At 71.3% G+C, this 16,188-nt stretch carries 15 protein-coding genes and 1 tRNA gene; 9 read left to right on the forward strand and 7 right to left on the reverse strand.

The window, feature by feature from the left end:
- Window positions 1–4 precede the first annotated feature (4 nt).
- A complete protein-coding gene (locus HOO61_RS07695; RefSeq protein ID WP_172257994.1) occupies window positions 5–1,114 on the reverse strand; it encodes a 2-oxoacid:ferredoxin oxidoreductase subunit beta in 1,110 nt (369 codons plus the stop codon).
- Window positions 1,114–3,039 carry a 2-oxoacid:acceptor oxidoreductase subunit alpha gene (locus tag HOO61_RS07700; RefSeq protein WP_367650065.1) on the reverse strand — a complete coding sequence of 642 codons (1,926 nt, stop codon included), beginning with the start codon at window positions 3,037–3,039 and terminating at the stop codon, window positions 1,114–1,116. The genes HOO61_RS07695 and HOO61_RS07700 overlap by 1 nt, the downstream gene beginning before the upstream one ends.
- A gap of 230 nt (window positions 3,040–3,269) precedes the next feature.
- On the opposite strand from HOO61_RS07700, the gene HOO61_RS07705 reads away from it, so the two are divergent.
- The 5 genes from HOO61_RS07705 to HOO61_RS07725 are packed head-to-tail and all read left to right on the forward strand — an operon-like array spanning window position 3,270 to window position 7,763.
- Window positions 3,270–4,310 (forward strand): sulfate ABC transporter substrate-binding protein, encoded by a 1,041-nt coding sequence (locus HOO61_RS07705; protein WP_172257996.1) that lies wholly within the window; start codon window positions 3,270–3,272, stop codon window positions 4,308–4,310.
- Window positions 4,311–4,343: 33 nt separating this feature from the next.
- Window positions 4,344–5,192: a sulfate ABC transporter permease subunit CysT gene (gene cysT, locus HOO61_RS07710; protein ID WP_172257997.1), complete on the forward strand. Its 849-nt coding sequence runs from the start codon at window positions 4,344–4,346 to the stop codon at window positions 5,190–5,192.
- Window positions 5,185–6,060 carry a sulfate ABC transporter permease gene (locus HOO61_RS07715; protein WP_367650066.1) on the forward strand — a complete coding sequence of 292 codons (876 nt, stop codon included), beginning with the start codon at window positions 5,185–5,187 and terminating at the stop codon, window positions 6,058–6,060. Before cysT ends, HOO61_RS07715 begins: the two co-directional genes overlap by 8 nt.
- Window positions 6,061–6,070: 10 nt before the next feature.
- The gene (locus HOO61_RS07720) at window positions 6,071–7,048 is read left to right on the forward strand and encodes a sulfate/molybdate ABC transporter ATP-binding protein (protein WP_172257998.1); all 978 of its coding nucleotides are present in this window, start codon (window positions 6,071–6,073) and stop codon (window positions 7,046–7,048) included.
- A gap of 58 nt (window positions 7,049–7,106) precedes the next feature.
- A complete protein-coding gene (locus HOO61_RS07725; protein ID WP_172257999.1) occupies window positions 7,107–7,763 on the forward strand; it encodes a cobalamin B12-binding domain-containing protein in 657 nt (218 codons plus the stop codon).
- A 282-nt stretch (window positions 7,764–8,045) separates the two neighbouring features.
- Here the strand turns inward: HOO61_RS07725 and HOO61_RS07730 are convergent, their stop codons facing one another.
- Window positions 8,046–8,537, reverse strand: coding sequence for a YajQ family cyclic di-GMP-binding protein (locus HOO61_RS07730; RefSeq protein ID WP_172258000.1), 492 nt, complete (start codon window positions 8,535–8,537; stop codon window positions 8,046–8,048).
- 98 nt (window positions 8,538–8,635) lie between these two features.
- On the opposite strand from HOO61_RS07730, the gene HOO61_RS07735 reads away from it, so the two are divergent.
- The 4 genes from HOO61_RS07735 (at window position 8,636) to HOO61_RS07750 (ending at window position 12,342) form a co-directional block, all read left to right on the forward strand.
- Window positions 8,636–8,717, forward strand: a tRNA-Tyr gene (locus tag HOO61_RS07735).
- 82 nt (window positions 8,718–8,799) lie between these two features.
- Window positions 8,800–10,041 (forward strand): AGE family epimerase/isomerase, encoded by a 1,242-nt coding sequence (locus tag HOO61_RS07740; protein WP_172258001.1) that lies wholly within the window; start codon window positions 8,800–8,802, stop codon window positions 10,039–10,041.
- Window positions 10,042–10,048: 7 nt separating this feature from the next.
- Complete coding sequence (locus HOO61_RS07745) at window positions 10,049–11,005, forward strand: carbohydrate kinase (RefSeq protein WP_172258002.1); 957 nt, start codon at window positions 10,049–10,051, stop codon at window positions 11,003–11,005.
- Window positions 11,002–12,342: an MFS transporter gene (locus HOO61_RS07750; protein WP_172258003.1), complete on the forward strand. Its 1,341-nt coding sequence runs from the start codon at window positions 11,002–11,004 to the stop codon at window positions 12,340–12,342. Before HOO61_RS07745 ends, HOO61_RS07750 begins: the two co-directional genes overlap by 4 nt.
- Before the next feature lie 51 nt (window positions 12,343–12,393).
- On the opposite strand, the gene HOO61_RS07755 is transcribed toward HOO61_RS07750, so the two are convergent.
- Genes HOO61_RS07755 through HOO61_RS07770 form a run of 4 tightly spaced genes read right to left on the reverse strand, consistent with a single transcriptional unit; the run spans window position 12,394 to window position 16,133 of the window.
- Window positions 12,394–13,074 carry a histidine phosphatase family protein gene (locus HOO61_RS07755; RefSeq protein ID WP_172258004.1) on the reverse strand — a complete coding sequence of 227 codons (681 nt, stop codon included), beginning with the start codon at window positions 13,072–13,074 and terminating at the stop codon, window positions 12,394–12,396.
- 17 nt (window positions 13,075–13,091) lie between these two features.
- The gene (locus tag HOO61_RS07760; protein WP_172258005.1) at window positions 13,092–14,000 is read right to left on the reverse strand and encodes a metallophosphoesterase; all 909 of its coding nucleotides are present in this window, start codon (window positions 13,998–14,000) and stop codon (window positions 13,092–13,094) included.
- A 25-nt stretch (window positions 14,001–14,025) separates the two neighbouring features.
- Window positions 14,026–15,240 (reverse strand): fumarylacetoacetase, encoded by a 1,215-nt coding sequence (gene fahA, locus HOO61_RS07765; protein WP_172258006.1) that lies wholly within the window; start codon window positions 15,238–15,240, stop codon window positions 14,026–14,028.
- Window positions 15,237–16,133 (reverse strand): hypothetical protein, encoded by an 897-nt coding sequence (locus HOO61_RS07770; protein ID WP_172258007.1) that lies wholly within the window; start codon window positions 16,131–16,133, stop codon window positions 15,237–15,239. Before HOO61_RS07770 ends, fahA begins: the two co-directional genes overlap by 4 nt.
- Window positions 16,134–16,188 lie beyond the last annotated feature (55 nt).

A 16,188-nucleotide genomic window follows, 5' to 3' on the forward strand; every position in this document is an offset into this window, starting at 1 on the left:
ACGATCAGATGATCGTCCAGGTGTCGCCGCCGCCGATCAGCTCCGCCAGACGGGTGGAGCGGTCGGCGGCGTCGCCATCTCCGGCCCCGGTCGTCGCGGACGTGACCTGCTCGCGCGCCTGGTCGTCGTACGTCGGTCGCTCCACCTGGCGGAAGATCCCGATCGGCGACTGGTCGAGGTAGTCGGCCGCGGTCAGCCGCGAGATCGCGAAGGCCATCGTGGGGTCGTCGTTGTGGGCGTCGTGGACCAGGATGTCCGCCGCGTCGACCTCGGCGGTCGCGACGACCGTGACCCCTCCGGTGGCGGCGTCCCAGACGAGCGCCTTGGACCCGCGGCCGTCCTCGAGCGTGGCGCCGAACGTGATCGGCTCGCCGTGCACGAGGGGGATGATCGCGTCGGACTTGGTGTCGGGCGACTTGATCGCGTCGAAGGCGCCGTCGTTGAAGATCGGGCAGTTCTGGTAGATCTCGACCAGCGACGTGCCGCGGTGGGCCGCGGCCGCGGCGAGCACGGAGGTGAGGTGCTTGCGGTCGGAGTCGATCGTGCGGGCGACGAACGACGCCTCCGCGCCGAGCGCCAGCGACACCGGGTTGAACGGGTGGTCGAGCGAGCCCATCGGGGTCGACTTGGTGACCTTGCCGGTCTCCGACGTGGGGGAGTACTGCCCCTTGGTGAGGCCGTAGATCCGGTTGTTGAAGAGCAGGATCGTCATGTTGACGTTGCGGCGCAGGGCGTGGATGAGGTGGTTGCCGCCGATGGACAGCGCGTCGCCGTCACCGGTGACGACCCACACCGACAGGTCCTCGCGGGCCGTGGCGATGCCGGTCGCGATCGACGGCGCGCGGCCGTGGATCGAGTGCATGCCGTAGGTGTCGAGGTAGTAGGGGAAGCGCGAGGAGCAGCCGATGCCCGAGACGAAGACGATGTTCTCGCGGCGCAGGCCCAGGTCCGGCAGGAACGACTGGACGGCCTTGAGCACGGCGTAGTCGCCACACCCGGGGCACCAGCGCACCTCCTGGTCGGAGGTGAAGTCCTTGCCGGTCTGGGGCCCGTCGGCCGCCGGGACCTGCTCGGTCCCGGAGCGGAGGCCGGGGAGGCCGAGATCCGTGCTCATCAGATGTGCTCCTTCTGGGTCGGCTCGCCCCACACGCCGAGCTCGACGTCGATGCCCTCGGCCTGACCCACCAGCTCACCGATCGCGTGGGCGAGCTCGGTGGCCTTGAGGGGCAGTCCGCGGACGTGGTTGTAGCCGACGGCGTCGACGAGGTACTTGGCGCGCAGCAGCAGCGAGAGCTGGCCGAGGTTCATCTCGGGGACGAGCACCTTGTCGTAGCCCTTCAGGACCTCGCCGAGGTTGCTCGGGAACGGGTTGAGGTGGCGCAGGTGGGCCTGGGCGACCTGGTAGCCGGCCTTGCGCACGCGGCGTACGCCGGCACCGATCGGGCCGTAGGTCGACCCCCACCCGAGGACCAGCACCTTGGCCTCGCCGGACGGGTCGTCGACCTCGACCAGCGGGATCGAGTCGGCGATCCGGTCGACCTTGGCCTGCCGGGTGCGGACCATGAAGTCGTGGTTGGCGGGGTCGTAGGAGATGTTGCCGTGCCCGTCGCCCTTCTCGAGGCCACCGATGCGGTGCTCGAGACCGGCGGTGCCCGGGATCGCCCAGGGGCGCGCGAGCGTCTTCTCGTCGCGCAGGTAGGGCCAGAACTCCGCGTCGTCGCCGCTGCCGTGGTTCTTCTCGGTGGCGAAGGCGGGGTCGATCACGGGCAGCTCGTCGACGGCGGGCACCCGCCACGGCTCGGAGCCGTTGGCGAGGTAGCCGTCGGAGAGCAGCAGCACCGGCGTGCGGTAGGTGACGGCGATCCGGGTCGCCTCGACCGCGGCGGCGAAGCAGTCACCGGGGGACTGGGGCGCCACGATCGGCACCGGAGCCTCGCCGTTGCGGCCGAACATCGCCTGCAGCAGGTCGGCCTGCTCGGTCTTGGTCGGCAGGCCGGTCGAGGGGCCGCCGCGCTGGACGTCGACGACGACCAGCGGCAGCTCGGTCATCACGGCCAGGCCGATCGCCTCGGACTTCAGCGCCACACCGGGGCCCGAGGTGGAGGTGACGCCCAGGTGCCCGGCGTACGACGCACCGATGGCGGCGCCGACGCCCGCGATCTCGTCCTCGGCCTGGAACGTCGTGACGCCGAAGGACTTGTGCTTCGACAGCTCGTGGAGGATGTCGGAGGCGGGGGTGATCGGGTAGGTGCCGAGGAACACCGGGAGACCGGCCTGCACGCCGCCGGCGACCAGGCCGTAGGCCAGCGCGAGGTTGCCCGTGATGTTGCGGTAGGTGCCGGGGGGCAGGACGGCCGGCTTGACCTCGTACTGCACGGCGAAGGCCTCGGTGGTCTCGCCGAAGTTCCAGCCCGCCTTGAACGCCGCGAGGTTGGCGTCGCGGATGTCGGGCACCTTGGCGAAGCGCTTGGTGAGGAACGCCGTGGTGGGGTCGGTGGGACGGCCGTACATCCACGACAGCAGCCCGAGCGCGAACATGTTCTTCGCGCGCGAGGCGTCCTTGCGGGAGAGGCCGAAGGCCTTGACCGCCTCGACCGTCATGCCGGTGAGGTCGACGGTGTGCAGGGCGTACTCGGCGAGGGTGTCGCCGTCGAGCGGGTTGGCGGTGTAGCCGGCCTTGGTGAGGTTGCGAGCGGTGAAGTCGTGGGTGTCCACGATGATCGTCGCGCCCTTGTGGAGGTCGCCGAGGTTGGCGCGCAGCGCGGCCGGGTTCATCGCGACCAGCACGTCGGGCGCGTCGCCCGCGGTCAGGATGTCGTGATCGGCGAAGTGCACCTGGAACGACGACACGCCCGGCAGGGTGCCCTGCGGCGCCCGGATCTCGGCGGGGAAGTTGGGCAGGGTCACCAGGTCGTTGCCGAACGCCGCGGTCTCCTGGGTGAACCGGTCACCGGTCAGCTGCATGCCGTCACCGGAGTCCCCCGCGAACCGGATGATGACGCGGTCGAGCTGCTTGACCTGCTTGTCGGTGTGGGTCACCTCTGCCCTGCTTCCTACGTGTCTCGAGAGTGATCTCCCAGCTGCCCACGATAGTCGCGGCGCCAGCAGAATCCCGCCGCTCCCCACGTGATGGACGCCTCTCCGGTACCCCGTTCGCTGCAGGTGTGGTCCACGACACGCGCTCGAAGACCGGTCAATGTCCTTGCAGTCAATAAAGTCATGTATGTTTCTCGACATTGCACACCGATCGAGAAAGTCGAGCATCCCCCATGCAGATCCGTTCACGTGCCGCTCTTGCGGCCGCACTCGCAGTCTCCGGACTGGCCCTGTCCGCGTGCGCCCCCGGCGGCGCCAGCAGCAGCGACGAGGATGCCGCCAACACCATCCACATCGTCGGCTTCGCGGTCCCCGAGGCCGCCAACAAGAACATCGCCACGGAGTTCACCCAGACGCCCGACGGCGAGGGCGTGAAGTTCCAGACCTCCTACGGTCCTTCGGGCGACCAGAGCCGCGCGGTCGCCGCGGGCCTCAAGGCCGACTACGTCCACTTCTCCGTGCCGACCGACGTCACCCGCCTCGTCGACGAGGGTCTCGTGGCCGACGACTGGGACGCCGGTGACAACAAGGGCGTCGTCTCCCGCTCGGTCGTGGTGTTCGGTGTCCGTGACGGCAACCCCAAGGACATCAAGGACTGGGACGACCTGGTCAAGCCGGGCGTCGAGATCGTCACGCCCAACCCTGCGTCCTCCGGTGCCGCGCGCTGGAACGCCCTCGCCGCCTACGGCCAGGTGATCAGCGACGGTGGCACCGAGGAAGAGGCCACCGAGTACGTCGACGCGTTCTTCAAGAACGTCGTGTCCCTGCCGAGCAGCGGTCGTGACGCCACCACCGCCTTCCTCGGTGGCACCGGTGACGTCCTCATGGCCTACGAGAACGAGGCGATCCTCGCCGCCCAGAACGACGAGGGCTTCGAGTACGTCCTCCCCGACACCAGCCTCCTGATCGAGAACGCGGGTGCGATCCTCGAGGACGCCTCCGAGCCGTCGCAGGCCTGGCTGGACTTCGTCCTGTCCGACGAGGGCCAGAAGCAGTTCGCCCTCACCGGCTTCCGCCCGATCCGCGACGACGTCGACTACGGCGGCACGGTCGAGGGCGCAGCCGACCCGTCCAACCCGTTCCCCGAGGTCGGGACGTTGCTGACCGTCGACGACGACTTCGGCGGCTGGGACGAGGTCTCGACGAAGTTCTTCGACGAGGAGAACGGCCTCATCTTCGAGGCGATCCTCGGCGCCGGACTGTCCCTCGAGTGACCTGCGGCGTCACGTCACACCCCCATCTCTGCCATGACATCCACTGAGATCGCAGCGGTCCGACCGGCGAGGACTCCTCGCCGGTCGGGGCCGCGCTCCACGCTCACGCGGTCGTCGGGGCTCGGGCTCGGCATCGCCATGATCTGGTTCAGTGCGCTGGTCCTGATCCCCCTGGCGGCCGTCGTCGTCACCGCCATCGACGGCGGCTGGGAGGTCTTCTGGGCGACCATCACCAACGGCCAGACCGCTGCCGCCATCAAGCTCACCGTGTTCACCGCCGCCGGCGTCACCGCGGTCAACGTCGTGATGGGCCCGATCATCGCCTGGGTCCTGGTCCGCGACCGCTTCTGGGGCAAGTCGGTGCTCGAGGTGCTCATCGACATCCCGTTCGCACTTCCGACCATCGTCGCCGGCCTGGTGCTGCTCTCGCTCTATGGCACCGGCAGCCCGATCGGCGTCGACATCGCCAACCAGCGCCCGGCCGTCTTCCTCGCCTTCCTCTTCGTCACGCTGCCGTTCGTGGTCCGCATGGTCCAGCCGGTGCTCGAGGAGCTCGACCGCGATGTGGAGGAGGCGGCTGCCTCGCTCGGCGCGAGCCGGTTCACCGTCTTCCGCCGCATCATCCTGCCCAGCCTCACGCCGGCCATCACCGCCGGCGCGGCCCTGTCCTTCGCCCGGGGCGTCAGCGAGTACGGCTCGCTCGTCCTGCTCTCGGGCAACCTCCCGTTCAAGACCGAGGTCACCTCCGTGCGCATCCTCAGCAGCATCGAGAACGACAACGTGGCTGCGGCCGCCGCCGTCGCGACCGTGCTGCTGGCCATCTCGCTCGCGGTGATCGTGGTCCTGGACCTGATCCAGAGGCGGGTGGCCGCACGTGGCTGACACGCTGATCCACCCGGTCGCCGGCGAGGCGCCTCCCGTCGAGGAACGTCGCCGGCCCCCGCGGGTGCGAAAGACACCCGTGACCTACCTGCTCCGGTTGATCGTCACCGCTTACCTGTTCTTCCTCGTGGCGTGGCCGGTGTCCCTGGTCGTCACCAACACCTTCGACGACGGGTGGGGGTCGATCCGCTCGCTCTTCGAGGACCCCGACATGGTGGTGGCGCTGCAGCTCAGCGCGTACGTCGCGGTGTGGTCGGTCGTCATCAACACCCTCTTCGGCGTGGGGGTCTCGCTGCTGCTCGTGCGCTACGAGTTCCCGGGCAAGCGGCTGCTCAACGCCCTGCTCGACATCCCGCTCTCGGTCTCGCCGATCGTCGTCGGCCTCGCCCTGGTGCTGGTCTACGGCGGCCGCAACGGCTGGCTCGGTCCGACGCTGGCCGGTTGGGGCCTCGACGTCATCTTCTCGACGCCGGGCATCATCATGGCGACCACCTTCGTGGCGCTGCCGCTGATGATCCGTGAGATCGTGCCGGTGCTCGAGGAGATCGGCACCGAGCAGGAGCAGGCGGCCGAGAGCCTCGGCGCCAACGGGTTCCAGCGCTTCTGGCGGATCACCCTGCCCTCCATCAAGTGGGGCATCACGTACGGCGTCGTGCTGACGCTCGCGCGCTCGCTCGGCGAGTTCGGGGCGGTCAAGGTCGTCTCCGGCAACGTGCTCGGCCAGACCCGTACGGCGACCCTGGCGGTCGAGGAGAAGTACCTCAACTTCGACCAGCAGGGCGCGTACGCCACCGCCTTCCTGCTCGCGATGGTCTCCGTCGCCTGCATCGTCATCGTCGCGATCATCCGTCCCAAGAACCACCCCTGAAAGGTCAGTCATGAGCATCGAGGTCCGAGGCCTGAACAAGAAGTTCGGCGACTTCGTCGCGCTGGACGACGTCGACGTCACCATCCCGACGGGCCAGCTCACCGCCCTGCTCGGGCCCAGCGGCGGTGGCAAGTCGACCCTGCTCCGCATCATCGCCGGGCTGGAGAAGGCCGACACCGGATCGGTCTCCATCGAGGGCGTCGAGGCCACCCACCTGCCCGCGCAGAAGCGCAACGTCGGCTTCGTCTTCCAGCACTACGCCGTCTTCAAGCACATGACGGTGGCCAAGAACGTCGCCTTCGGCCTCGAGATCCGCAAGCGCCCGAAGGACGAGATCGAGCACCGCGTCCACGAGCTGCTCAAGCTCGTGCACCTCTCGCAGTTCGCCCACCGCCTTCCCTCGCAGCTCTCCGGCGGCCAGCGCCAGCGCATGGCGCTCGCCCGCGCCCTCGCGGTCGAGCCGTCGGTGCTGCTGCTCGACGAGCCGTTCGGCGCGCTCGACGCGAAGGTCCGCAAGGAGCTGCGCGACTGGCTGCGGCGCCTGCACGACGACGTGCACGTGACGACCGTCTTCGTGACCCACGACCAGGAGGAGGCCCTCGAGGTCGCCGACGAGATCGTGGTCATCAACGAGGGTCGCGTCGAGCAGGTCGGCACCCCCGACCAGCTCTACGACGAGCCGGCCAACGACTTCGTGATGTCGTTCCTCGGCGAGGTGACCCACCTCGGCGGCGTCTCGCTCCGTCCGCACGACATCGAGCTCGACTCCACGCCCCAGCTCGCGGGGAGCGTCGAGGGCACGGTCTCCCGGATGGTCCGCATCGGCTTCGAGGTACGTCTCACCGTGCTGACCGTGGACGGGGACGAGGTGTCGGTCGTGGTGACGCGCGCCCATGCCCGGGCCCACGGGCTCGCGGAAGGCAGCACCGTGTGGCTCACCCCTGCGGCGGGTGCGACGGTGGTCCCGCGCATGGCGGCGGCCGTCTGAGCCTCGGAGCGTCGTCCAGAAGGTCACGAGCGAGCGTGGTGGCGGCTAGGTTGCGACCGTGACCATCACGACGACGACCTCCGACGAGCTGTGGGCCGCAGTCGAGACCTTCGACGCCGAGGCCGCGGAGGTCGCCATCGCCCGGCTCCTCTGGGACGTCCCGCTCTCCGGAGCGGTGACCGGTGTCGTGCTGCCCTTCCTGCAGGAGGTCGGCGACCGCTGGGAGGCCGGCACGCTGTCGGTCGCCCACGAGCACTTCGTCAGCGACATGCTGCGGCGCAAGCTGACCGCACTGGCCGCCGTACCCCCGGCGCCGGTGCTCGCGGACGCCACGGCGGTCGCGCCGGTCGTCCTGCTCGCCTGCCCGCCGGGGGAGCGGCACGACATGGTTCTGCTGTGCGTGGCTCTGATGCTGCGCGAGCGCGGAGTGCGGGTGCGGTTCCTGGGGGCCGACACCCCTGTCCCGGCCATCCTCACCGCTGCGCGGGGCACCGGTGCCGACGCGGTCGTGCTGGCCGCGACGCGGCCGACGATGTTCACCTCCCACGCCTCGGCGTTGCGCAAGCTCGCCGCCGACCACCCCCTCTACGCCGCCGGGCGCGGTGCCGACGCGCAGACCCTCGCCGAGATCGGGGCGCTCCCGCTGCCCGCCGACCCCGTCCGCGCGGTCGTGGCGCTCGTCGGCGCGCTGGCGTCGCTCAGCGGCGGCTGGTGAAACGAGTCACAACACCTTCGCCTTCGGTGGCACCGCGGGCCTGCCTAGACTCATCCCGACCCCGGTCGTTCGACCCCCGTGAGCGATCGGGGTCACCCACGCATGAAGAACGCCCCACGACCAACCCCCTGGTCGTGGGGCGTTCTCGTCCCCCCGGCGAGGCGGCCGACTCGTGTGCGGTCGCCACGCCCGTAGCAGCAACGTAGGCGCCGCGACGACCGCCGTCAGGGGCTTCGAGGAATCTTCGACGTTCCCAACAGAACCGTCTCGGCGCGGCCGGGATCAGCGGTAGTTGGTGAACTGCACCGCGAAGTCGTAGTCCTGCGACTTCACCAGCTGCTGGACGGCCTGGAGGTCGTCGCGCTTCTTCGACGAGACGCGCAGCTCGTCGCCCTGCACCTGCGCCTTGACGCCCTTGGGGCCCTCGTCGCGGATCAGCTTGGAGATCTTCTTCGCGTCCTCGGAGGTGATGCCCTCCTTGAGCGCGATGTCGATCTTGGAGACCTGGCCGGACTGGCGCGGCTCGGAGGCGTCGAGGATCTTGAGGCTCTGGTTGCGCTTGATCAGCTTGTCCTGGAAGACGCTGAGCACCGCGCTGGCGCGGTCGTCGGCGGAAGCGGTGATCTCGATCGCCTGCTCGCCCTTCCACTCGATGGACGCGCCGGTGCCCTTGAAGTCGAAGCGGGTCGCGATCTCGCGGGCCGCCTGGCTGAGCGCGTTGTCGACCTCCTGGCGGTCCAGCTTGCTCACGATGTCGAAGCTCGAGTCAGCCATGGTGTTGTGCCTCCTGAGGGGCTGGTCGTGGGGCCTCCTGGAGCGTGCCCCGGCGATTCGTGGTGAAGTGCGTGCCTTGCTATTGTTCCGCACGGCCCGGCAGGTTGCCCGAGCGGCCAAAGGGAGCTGACTGTAAATCAGCCGGCATTGCCTACAGAGGTTCGAATCCTCTACCTGCCACTGGACGCAGTCCAGTCGCGAGACCCCCGCACGGTGTGCGGGGGTCTCGTGCGTCGTGGGTGGTCACTGCTTGACTGCCCGGGTGAGCGACCAGCCCTCCACGCAGGCCCCTCCTGACGACGCCTGGCTCGACGGCGAGTGCCGGCGCCTCCTCGGCTTCGGCCGCCGCGTCGTGCACCCCGCCGGCGGCGCCGCGTGGCTCGACGACGACGGCGCCCCGGACCTCTCGCGGCCCGTGCACACGTGGATCACCAGCCGCACCGTGCACGTCTACGGTCTCGGCTCGCTGCTCGGCGTCGAGGGTGCGGCGGCGATCGCGTCCGGCGCGCTCGACGGCCTGCGCGGGGTGCTCCACGACGACGACCACGGTGGCTGGTTCGGCGCGGTCGGTCCCGCCGGCGAACCCGACGACGCCAAGTCCTGCTACGCCCACGCCTTCGTGCTGCTGGCCGGCTCGACCGCCGTCGTCGCGGGCCTGCCCGGTTCCGACGACCTGCTCACCGAGGCGATGCAGGTCTTCGAGGAGCGCTTCTGGGACGACGACCTCGGACGCGTCCTCGACGAGTGGGACCGGGACTGGACGACACCCGCGCCCTACCGCGGCCTCAACTCCACGATGCACTCGGTCGAGGCGATGCTCGCCGTCGGTGACGCCACCGGCGACGACGTGTGGCACCGGAGGGCGGCGCGCCTGGCCGGCCTGGTGCTCGAGCTCGCGCCGTCCCACGACGGCCGGCTGCCCGAGCACTTCCGCCCCGACTGGTCGGTCGACCTCGACCTCAACCGAGACCGGCCGGACGACCCGTTCAAGCCCTTCGGCGCGACCGTCGGGCACGCACTCGAGTGGTCGCGACTGCTGCTCCACCTCGAGGCGACCCTCGGCGACGCCGCACCGCCCGGACTCCTCGACACCTCGCGCCTGCTGTTCGACCGCGCGGTGGCGGACGGCTGGTACGCCGACGGGGCGCCGGGCTTCGTCTACACGACCGACTGGGATGGCCGGCCGGTCGTACGCGAGCGGATGCACTGGGTGGCGGCCGAGGCGATAGCGGCCGCCGCGGCGCTGCACCGTCGTACGGGCGAGGAGGGCTACGCACGGCGCTACGCCGAGTGGTGGGCCTACGCCCGCGAGCACCTCCTCGACCACAGGCGCGGGTCGTGGCACCACGAGCTCGACGCGTCCAACCGGCCGCAGGCCAGCGTGTGGCCCGGCAAGCCCGACCTCTACCACGCGGTCCAGGCGACCCTCCTCCCGCGGATGCCGCTGGCGCCGGGTCTCGCCCGCGCGGTGGCGCTGTCGGGCGGCGGGCCGGCACGGGCATGATGGGGGCATGACCGACGCGCAGCCCCGGATCCTCGTCGTCGGCGAGGCGCTCGTCGACGTGGTGCCCGGCCCCGGCGGGACGACCCGCGACCACCCCGGTGGCAGCCCCGCCAACGTCGCGATCACCCTCGGCCGCCTCGAGCGCGACGTCCGCCTCGTCACGCTTCTCGGCGACGACGAGCGCGGTGCCGCCGTCCGGGCCTGGCTGGAGGCCAGCGACGTCACCGTCCTGGCCGGACCGACCGGCTCGGGTCGTACGTCGAGCGCGGCGGTGACGCTCGACGAGTCGGGCGCCGCCACCTACGAGTTCGACCTCGACTGGGACCTGCGGTCGGTGCCCGAGGAGGCGTGCGATGTGCTCCACGTGGGCTCGATCGCCACCGTCCTCGACCCGGGCGCCGACACGGTCCTCGAGGCGTTCCGGACCCACCGCGGGCGGGCGCTCCTCTCGCTCGACCCCAACGCGCGCCCGGCGATCACCCCGGACCGCACCGGCCCGGTGGCCCGCGTCGAGCAGCTCGTCGAGCTCGCCGACGTGGTCAAGGTGAGCGACGAGGACCTGCACTGGCTCCACCCCGACGCCGACCCCGTGACGACCGCCACCCGGTGGGCCGACGCCGGTCCCGGGCTGGTCGTCGTGACGCGCGGCGGGGCCGGCGCGGTCGCCGTACGTCCTGGTGGGACCGCGCTCGAGGTGCCCGGGGTGCCGGTCGCCGTGGCCGACACGGTCGGTGCGGGCGACACCTTCAGCGGCGTGCTCATCGATGCCCTCCTCGCGCTCGGCGTGCACGGACGCGATGCCGCCGAGGCACTCGCAGCGCTGACCGACCGCGACCTGCTCGACGTCGTCACCACCGCCGCCGTCGGCGCGGCCATCAACGTCTCCCGTCCTGGTGCCGACCCGCCGACGCGCGCGGAGCTCTCCTCCGCGCTCGGCGTGGACCGCGAAGCCGGACAGGAGTGAGCGCGGAGCAGATCCACGACATCGGGAGGCGGCGGGCCTGGGTCATCTGGCTGGTCTCGCTCGCCGTCTACGTGCTGGCGGTCTTCCACCGCAGCTCGCTCGGCGTCGCGGGCATCATCGCGTCCGACCGGTTCGACATCAACGCCACCAGCCTGGCGACGTTCACCGTGCTCCAGCTGGTCGTCTACGCCGCCATGCAGGTGCCGGTCGGCGTGCTGCTCGACCGCTACGGTTCGCGCACGATGCTGCTCGCCGGTCTCGCGCTGATGACGGCGGGCCAGCTGGGCTTCGCCTTCTCGACCTCGTACGCCGGTGCGGTCGCGTCCCGCGCGATCGTCGGAGCCGGCGACGCGATGGTGTTCGTGAGCGTGATCCGGCTCGTGACCATCTGGTTCCTGGTGCGACAGGCGCCCATGGTCACCCAGCTCACCGGGCTGACCGGCCAGCTCGGCGCGATCGTCGCCGCCGGGCCGCTGGCGTACCTCCTCCACGAGCTCGGCTGGACCCGCACCTTCGCGCTGACCTCCAGCGTCGGCATCGTGCTGCTCGTCGCGGTCCTCGCCCTCGTCAAGGACTCGCCCTACCGGCGCTCGGACGTGGTGGCCGTCAAGCTGCGGGCGCTGGCCCAGTCGGTGCGCACCGTGTGGGGAAACCCCGGCACGCGGCTGGGGATGTGGTCGCACTTCTCCTCGCAGTTCTCCGTCACGGTCTTCGCGCTGCTGTGGGGCTACCCGTTCCTGGTGCAGGGTCTCGGCTGGTCGTCCCGCGAGGCCAGCACCCTGCTGATGGCGATGACCGCGTGGGCCGTGGTGAGCGGCCTCGTCCTGGCGCGGCTCGTGGGCCGGCTGCCCTACTACCGCTCCTGGATCGTGGTCGGCGTCGTGCTGACCATGGTGGTGCCCTGGACCGCCGTCCTGCTCTGGCCCGGCGCCGCGCCGGTCTGGCTCGTGGTGGTGATGGCCTTCGCCACGGCCAGCGGCGGACCGGCCTCGATGGTCGGCTTCGACCTGGCCCGCTCGTTCACGCCCCCGCACGAGACCGGGCGCGCCAACGGGCTCGTCAACATCGGTGGCTTCACCGCCTCGCTGCTGACGATGGCGCTGATCGGCGTGGTGCTCGACCTGTCCTCGCCGGGCGGCATGGAGACCTACACGCTCGGCGACTTCAAGCTCGCTCTGGCCGTGCAGTACCTCTTCTGGACGCTCGGCGTCGTCCAGACCCTCCGCTACCGCCGCCGCGGCCTGGCCCACCTGGCCCGCGTGCACCCCGGCTCGGTCGAGCAGATGCGGGCCGGGCACCCCTTCGTCCACCCGGGCATCGGCACCGAGGGCGTGTAGGCCCGACTTCGGGGCTGCATGACATCTTCACTGCCGCAGGTGCGGCGACGGTCAGCCGATCTCGCCGTCCCCGTCGGAGTCGAGGTCGCCGGTGGGGTCCTCGGCGGCCGGGTCCTCGAGGAACTCCCCGCCGACGGGGTGGCCCTGCCACGAGACCATCTCCCAGCCGGTGTCCGGGTGGCCGTCCAGCACGATGAGCGCGGTGTTGTGCAGCGGCTGGTGGACGGACGGCGCGTCGGGGTGCGGGCACATCCGGGTGGAGACCCAGGTGCGCAGCGCGGCGCCGTGGCTGACGATCAGCGCGGTGTCGTGGCCGGCGGCGACGATGGTGCGCACGGCGGCGTCGTAGCGGGCGAGGAACTCCTCGCCGGTCTCGGCGCCCGGCATCCGGTGAGTGAGGTCGCCCTCGAGCCAGGTGGCGACGGCGCCGATGTAGCCGGCGACGGCGTCGTGGTCGCTGCGCATCTCGAAGTCGCCGGCGTCGATCTCCTCCAGCCCGTCGACGACGGTCGGGGTGAGGCCCCGCTGCTCGGCGGTCGGCGCGGCCGTCTGGTGGGTGCGCACCCGGCTGGAGACGTAGATCGCGTCGAGGTGGTGCTCGGCGATGGCCTTGGCGGCGGCCTCTGCCTGGGCGCGACCGAGCTCGGTCAGCTCGAGGCCGGGGTGGGCGGTGTCGAGCTCGCCCGAGACGTTGGCGTGGGTCTGGCCGTGGCGCATGAGCAGCAGTCGCAAGGCAGGATTCCTGGGGGCTAGGAGTTGAACTGGGAGGTCTTGCTGGAGGCGAGCTCGCGCGCCTGCTCCAGCGGGATGGTCTCGAGCGCCTCGGCGATGTCGGAGCCGATGTGGCTCACCTCGACGCCCCGCTCGAGCGGCACGAGCGTGTGGACGAGGCGGTCGTCGTAGGTGTGGACCATCGTGAAGGCCTGGTTGGCGTCGACGCCGGAGACGAAGCGGTCCTCCGGGGCCGGGTCAGTGGTGTAGCAGCTGGCTGCCGCGACCGACACCGGCACGCCCGCGAACGTCGACCAGGTGGAGAGGTGCAGGTGACCGGCGAGGATCCCGCGCACGTCGGTGCCGGCGACCACGTCGGCCAGCGCCTGCTGGTCGTGCAGCTCGATGAGCTCGGCGGCCCGCAGCATCGGCACCGGGAGGGGCGGGTGGTGCATCGCCAGCAGGGTGCCGTGCTCGGCGGGAGTGGCCAGGACGTCGGTGAGCCACGCGAGCTGGTCGGGCGTCAGGTCGCCGTGGTGGTAGCCCGGGACGCTGGTGTCGAGGGCGACGATCCGCAGGCCGTCGACCTCGTGCACCCGGTCCTGGGGCCCGGTGTCGTCGGAGTCGAAGAGCCCCCGGGCGTACGGCGCGCGCTCGTCGTGGTTGCCCATCGTCCAGACGACCGTCGCGCCGATCCCCGCGGCGAACGGCTCGACGATCGAGCGGAGGGTGTCGTAGACGTCGGGCTCGGCCCGGTCGGCGAGGTCGCCGGTGAAGACGATCGCCTGCGGCGCCGGGTGCACGGCGGCCAGCCGGTCGAGCGTGCGGCGCAGGTTGGCGTCGTTGTCGATGACGCCGTAGTGGAGGCCGCCGCCGCCGATCAGGTGCGGGTCGCTGAGGTGGGCGACGACGTGCCGCGGGGCGGCGTACTGGCCGAGCTGCTTCACGACCTGCAGCCTAGGACCCGGTCGGTCAGCGGGCGGGCAGGATCCGGCCGGTGACCTCGCCGAGGGTGATGCGGCCGCCACCGGTGCCGGGCGCGGAGTAGCGCAGCACCACCTCGTCGCCGTCCTCGAGGAAGGTGCGCTCGCGACCGCCGGCGGTGAACGGCTCCTTGCCGCCCCACGACAGCTCCAGCAGCGAGCCGCGCTGGTCGCGCTCGGGCCCCGACACGGTGCCCGAGCCCCAGAGGTCGCCGGTGCGCACGCTGGCGCCGTTGACCGTGGTGTGGGCCAGCATCTGGGCCGGCGACCAGTACATCGTGCGGTAGGGCGGGCGGGCGACGACCTCGCCCTCGAGGACCACCTCCACCTCGATGTCGAGCCCGGCGGGTCCGTCGACGCGGAGGTAGTCGAGGACCTCCGGGTCGTCCTGGCCGGGCAGGTCGGTCCAGGCGGCGTCGAGGGCGGCCAGCGGCGTGACCCACGCGCTGATCGAGGTGGCGAAGGACTTGCCGAGGAACGGGCCGAGCGGGACGTACTCCCACGCCTGGATGTCGCGTGCGGACCAGTCGTTGAGGCCGACGACGCCGAAGGTGTGGCGCGCGAAGTCGGCGGTCGCGACCCGGTCGCCCATCGCCGACGGCACGCCGACCACGAAGCCGAGCTCGGCCTCGATGTCGAGCCGCTGGGAGGGGCCGTACGTCGGCTCGTCCTCCGTCGGCGCCTTCCGCTGCCCGCACGGTCGTACGACGTCGGTGCCCGACACGACGACCGTGCCCGAGCGGCCGTGGTAGCCGACGGGGAGGTGCTTCCAGTTGGGCAGGAGCGGCTCGGCGTCGGGGCGGAACATCCGCCCGACGTTGGAGGCGTGGTGCTCGGAGGCGTAGAAGTCGACGTAGTCGCCGACCTCGAACGGCAGCAGCATCGTCACCGAGTCCACCGGCGCCAGTGCGGGCTCGACGAGGTCGCGCTCGGTCTGGTCGGTGAGCAGCCCGGTCACCCACGTCCGGGTGGACTCCCACACGGCCGGCCCGGCCGCCATGAACGGGTTGAGGGTGGACTGGTCGAACAGCGCGTGGGTGTCGACCATGTCGGCCGCCGCGACCACGCTCAGGTCGAGCACCTGGTCGCCGATGCGCACGGCCACTCGCGGCCGCTCGCCGGAGCGCGCGAAGACGCCATAAGGCAGGTGGTCGACGTCGAACCCGGAGCCGGCGGCTCCCTCGACCCAGCTGTGCGCGGTCATGCGTCCTCCTCGTTGTCGGAAGTGAGGTCGGAAGTGGGGGCCGGAACGAGTCCGAGGGAGACCAGGTCGTCGAGCGGCTCGGTCACCGAGCACGAGCCGAACGAGGTGAACCAGCGCCGCGCCGCGTCGACGCCTCCGTCGGCGAGACCCGCCGCGAGCGCAGCGCCGTCGCGCTGCTCGAGCGTGGCCTCTGCGTCGTCGACGGTGCCGCCGTCCCAGAGGGCCTTCGTCGCAGCCAGCACGTTGAGGAAGCCGTGCGCACCGCCCCCCTCTGGCTCGTGGCGGACGGCCCGGTGCAGCCCCGCGGTCGCCTTGAAGCGGGTCTCCCGGTCGAGGGCGGCATCGATCCACGCGGCGACGGTCGCGGAGTCCGGGACCAGGTCGTGGTCGACGTTGCCGAGGCGGAGCTTGAGCTGGTGCCCGCACGCGGCGACCTCGTCGGCGGCCGCGAGCCAGGTTGCGGTGGCAGGTCCGGGCAGCTCGACGAAGAGGGGTACGTCGACCTCCGCGGCACGCAGGGCGGCATCGATCCGCCGGACGTTGCCCACCGGGTCGTCGACGTCGCGCACGGCGATCTCGACGGCCGCGACGTGCAGACCGAGCCGGTCGGCCGCCCCGAGGGGTCCGGCGAGCTGGCCCGCCCCGCCGGTGACCACCACCAACAGCGGGGCGCCGAAGCCGCGCACGTGGGGCAGGTCGGTGTCACGGAGCACGAAGCTGCCGACCAGGTCGGCATACCACTCCCCGCGGCGCGCGGTGTGTGCCGCGGTCGCGTCGTGCAGCGGCACGTCGCCCGGCGGGAAGATCGCGGCGTCGTCGACGAGGCCGCGCCACTCCGCGGGCCAGGCAGGGGGCGGCGAGGTGGGATCGACAGGTGCAGGATCGGGGTCCACGGGGCTACTCTAGCCACCAGATAGCGGACACCTGCGTCCGATAGTCGGATGATTG

This window comes from Nocardioides sp. zg-1230 (genome assembly GCF_013155335.1).
GTDB lineage: Bacteria > Actinomycetota > Actinomycetes > Propionibacteriales > Nocardioidaceae > Nocardioides.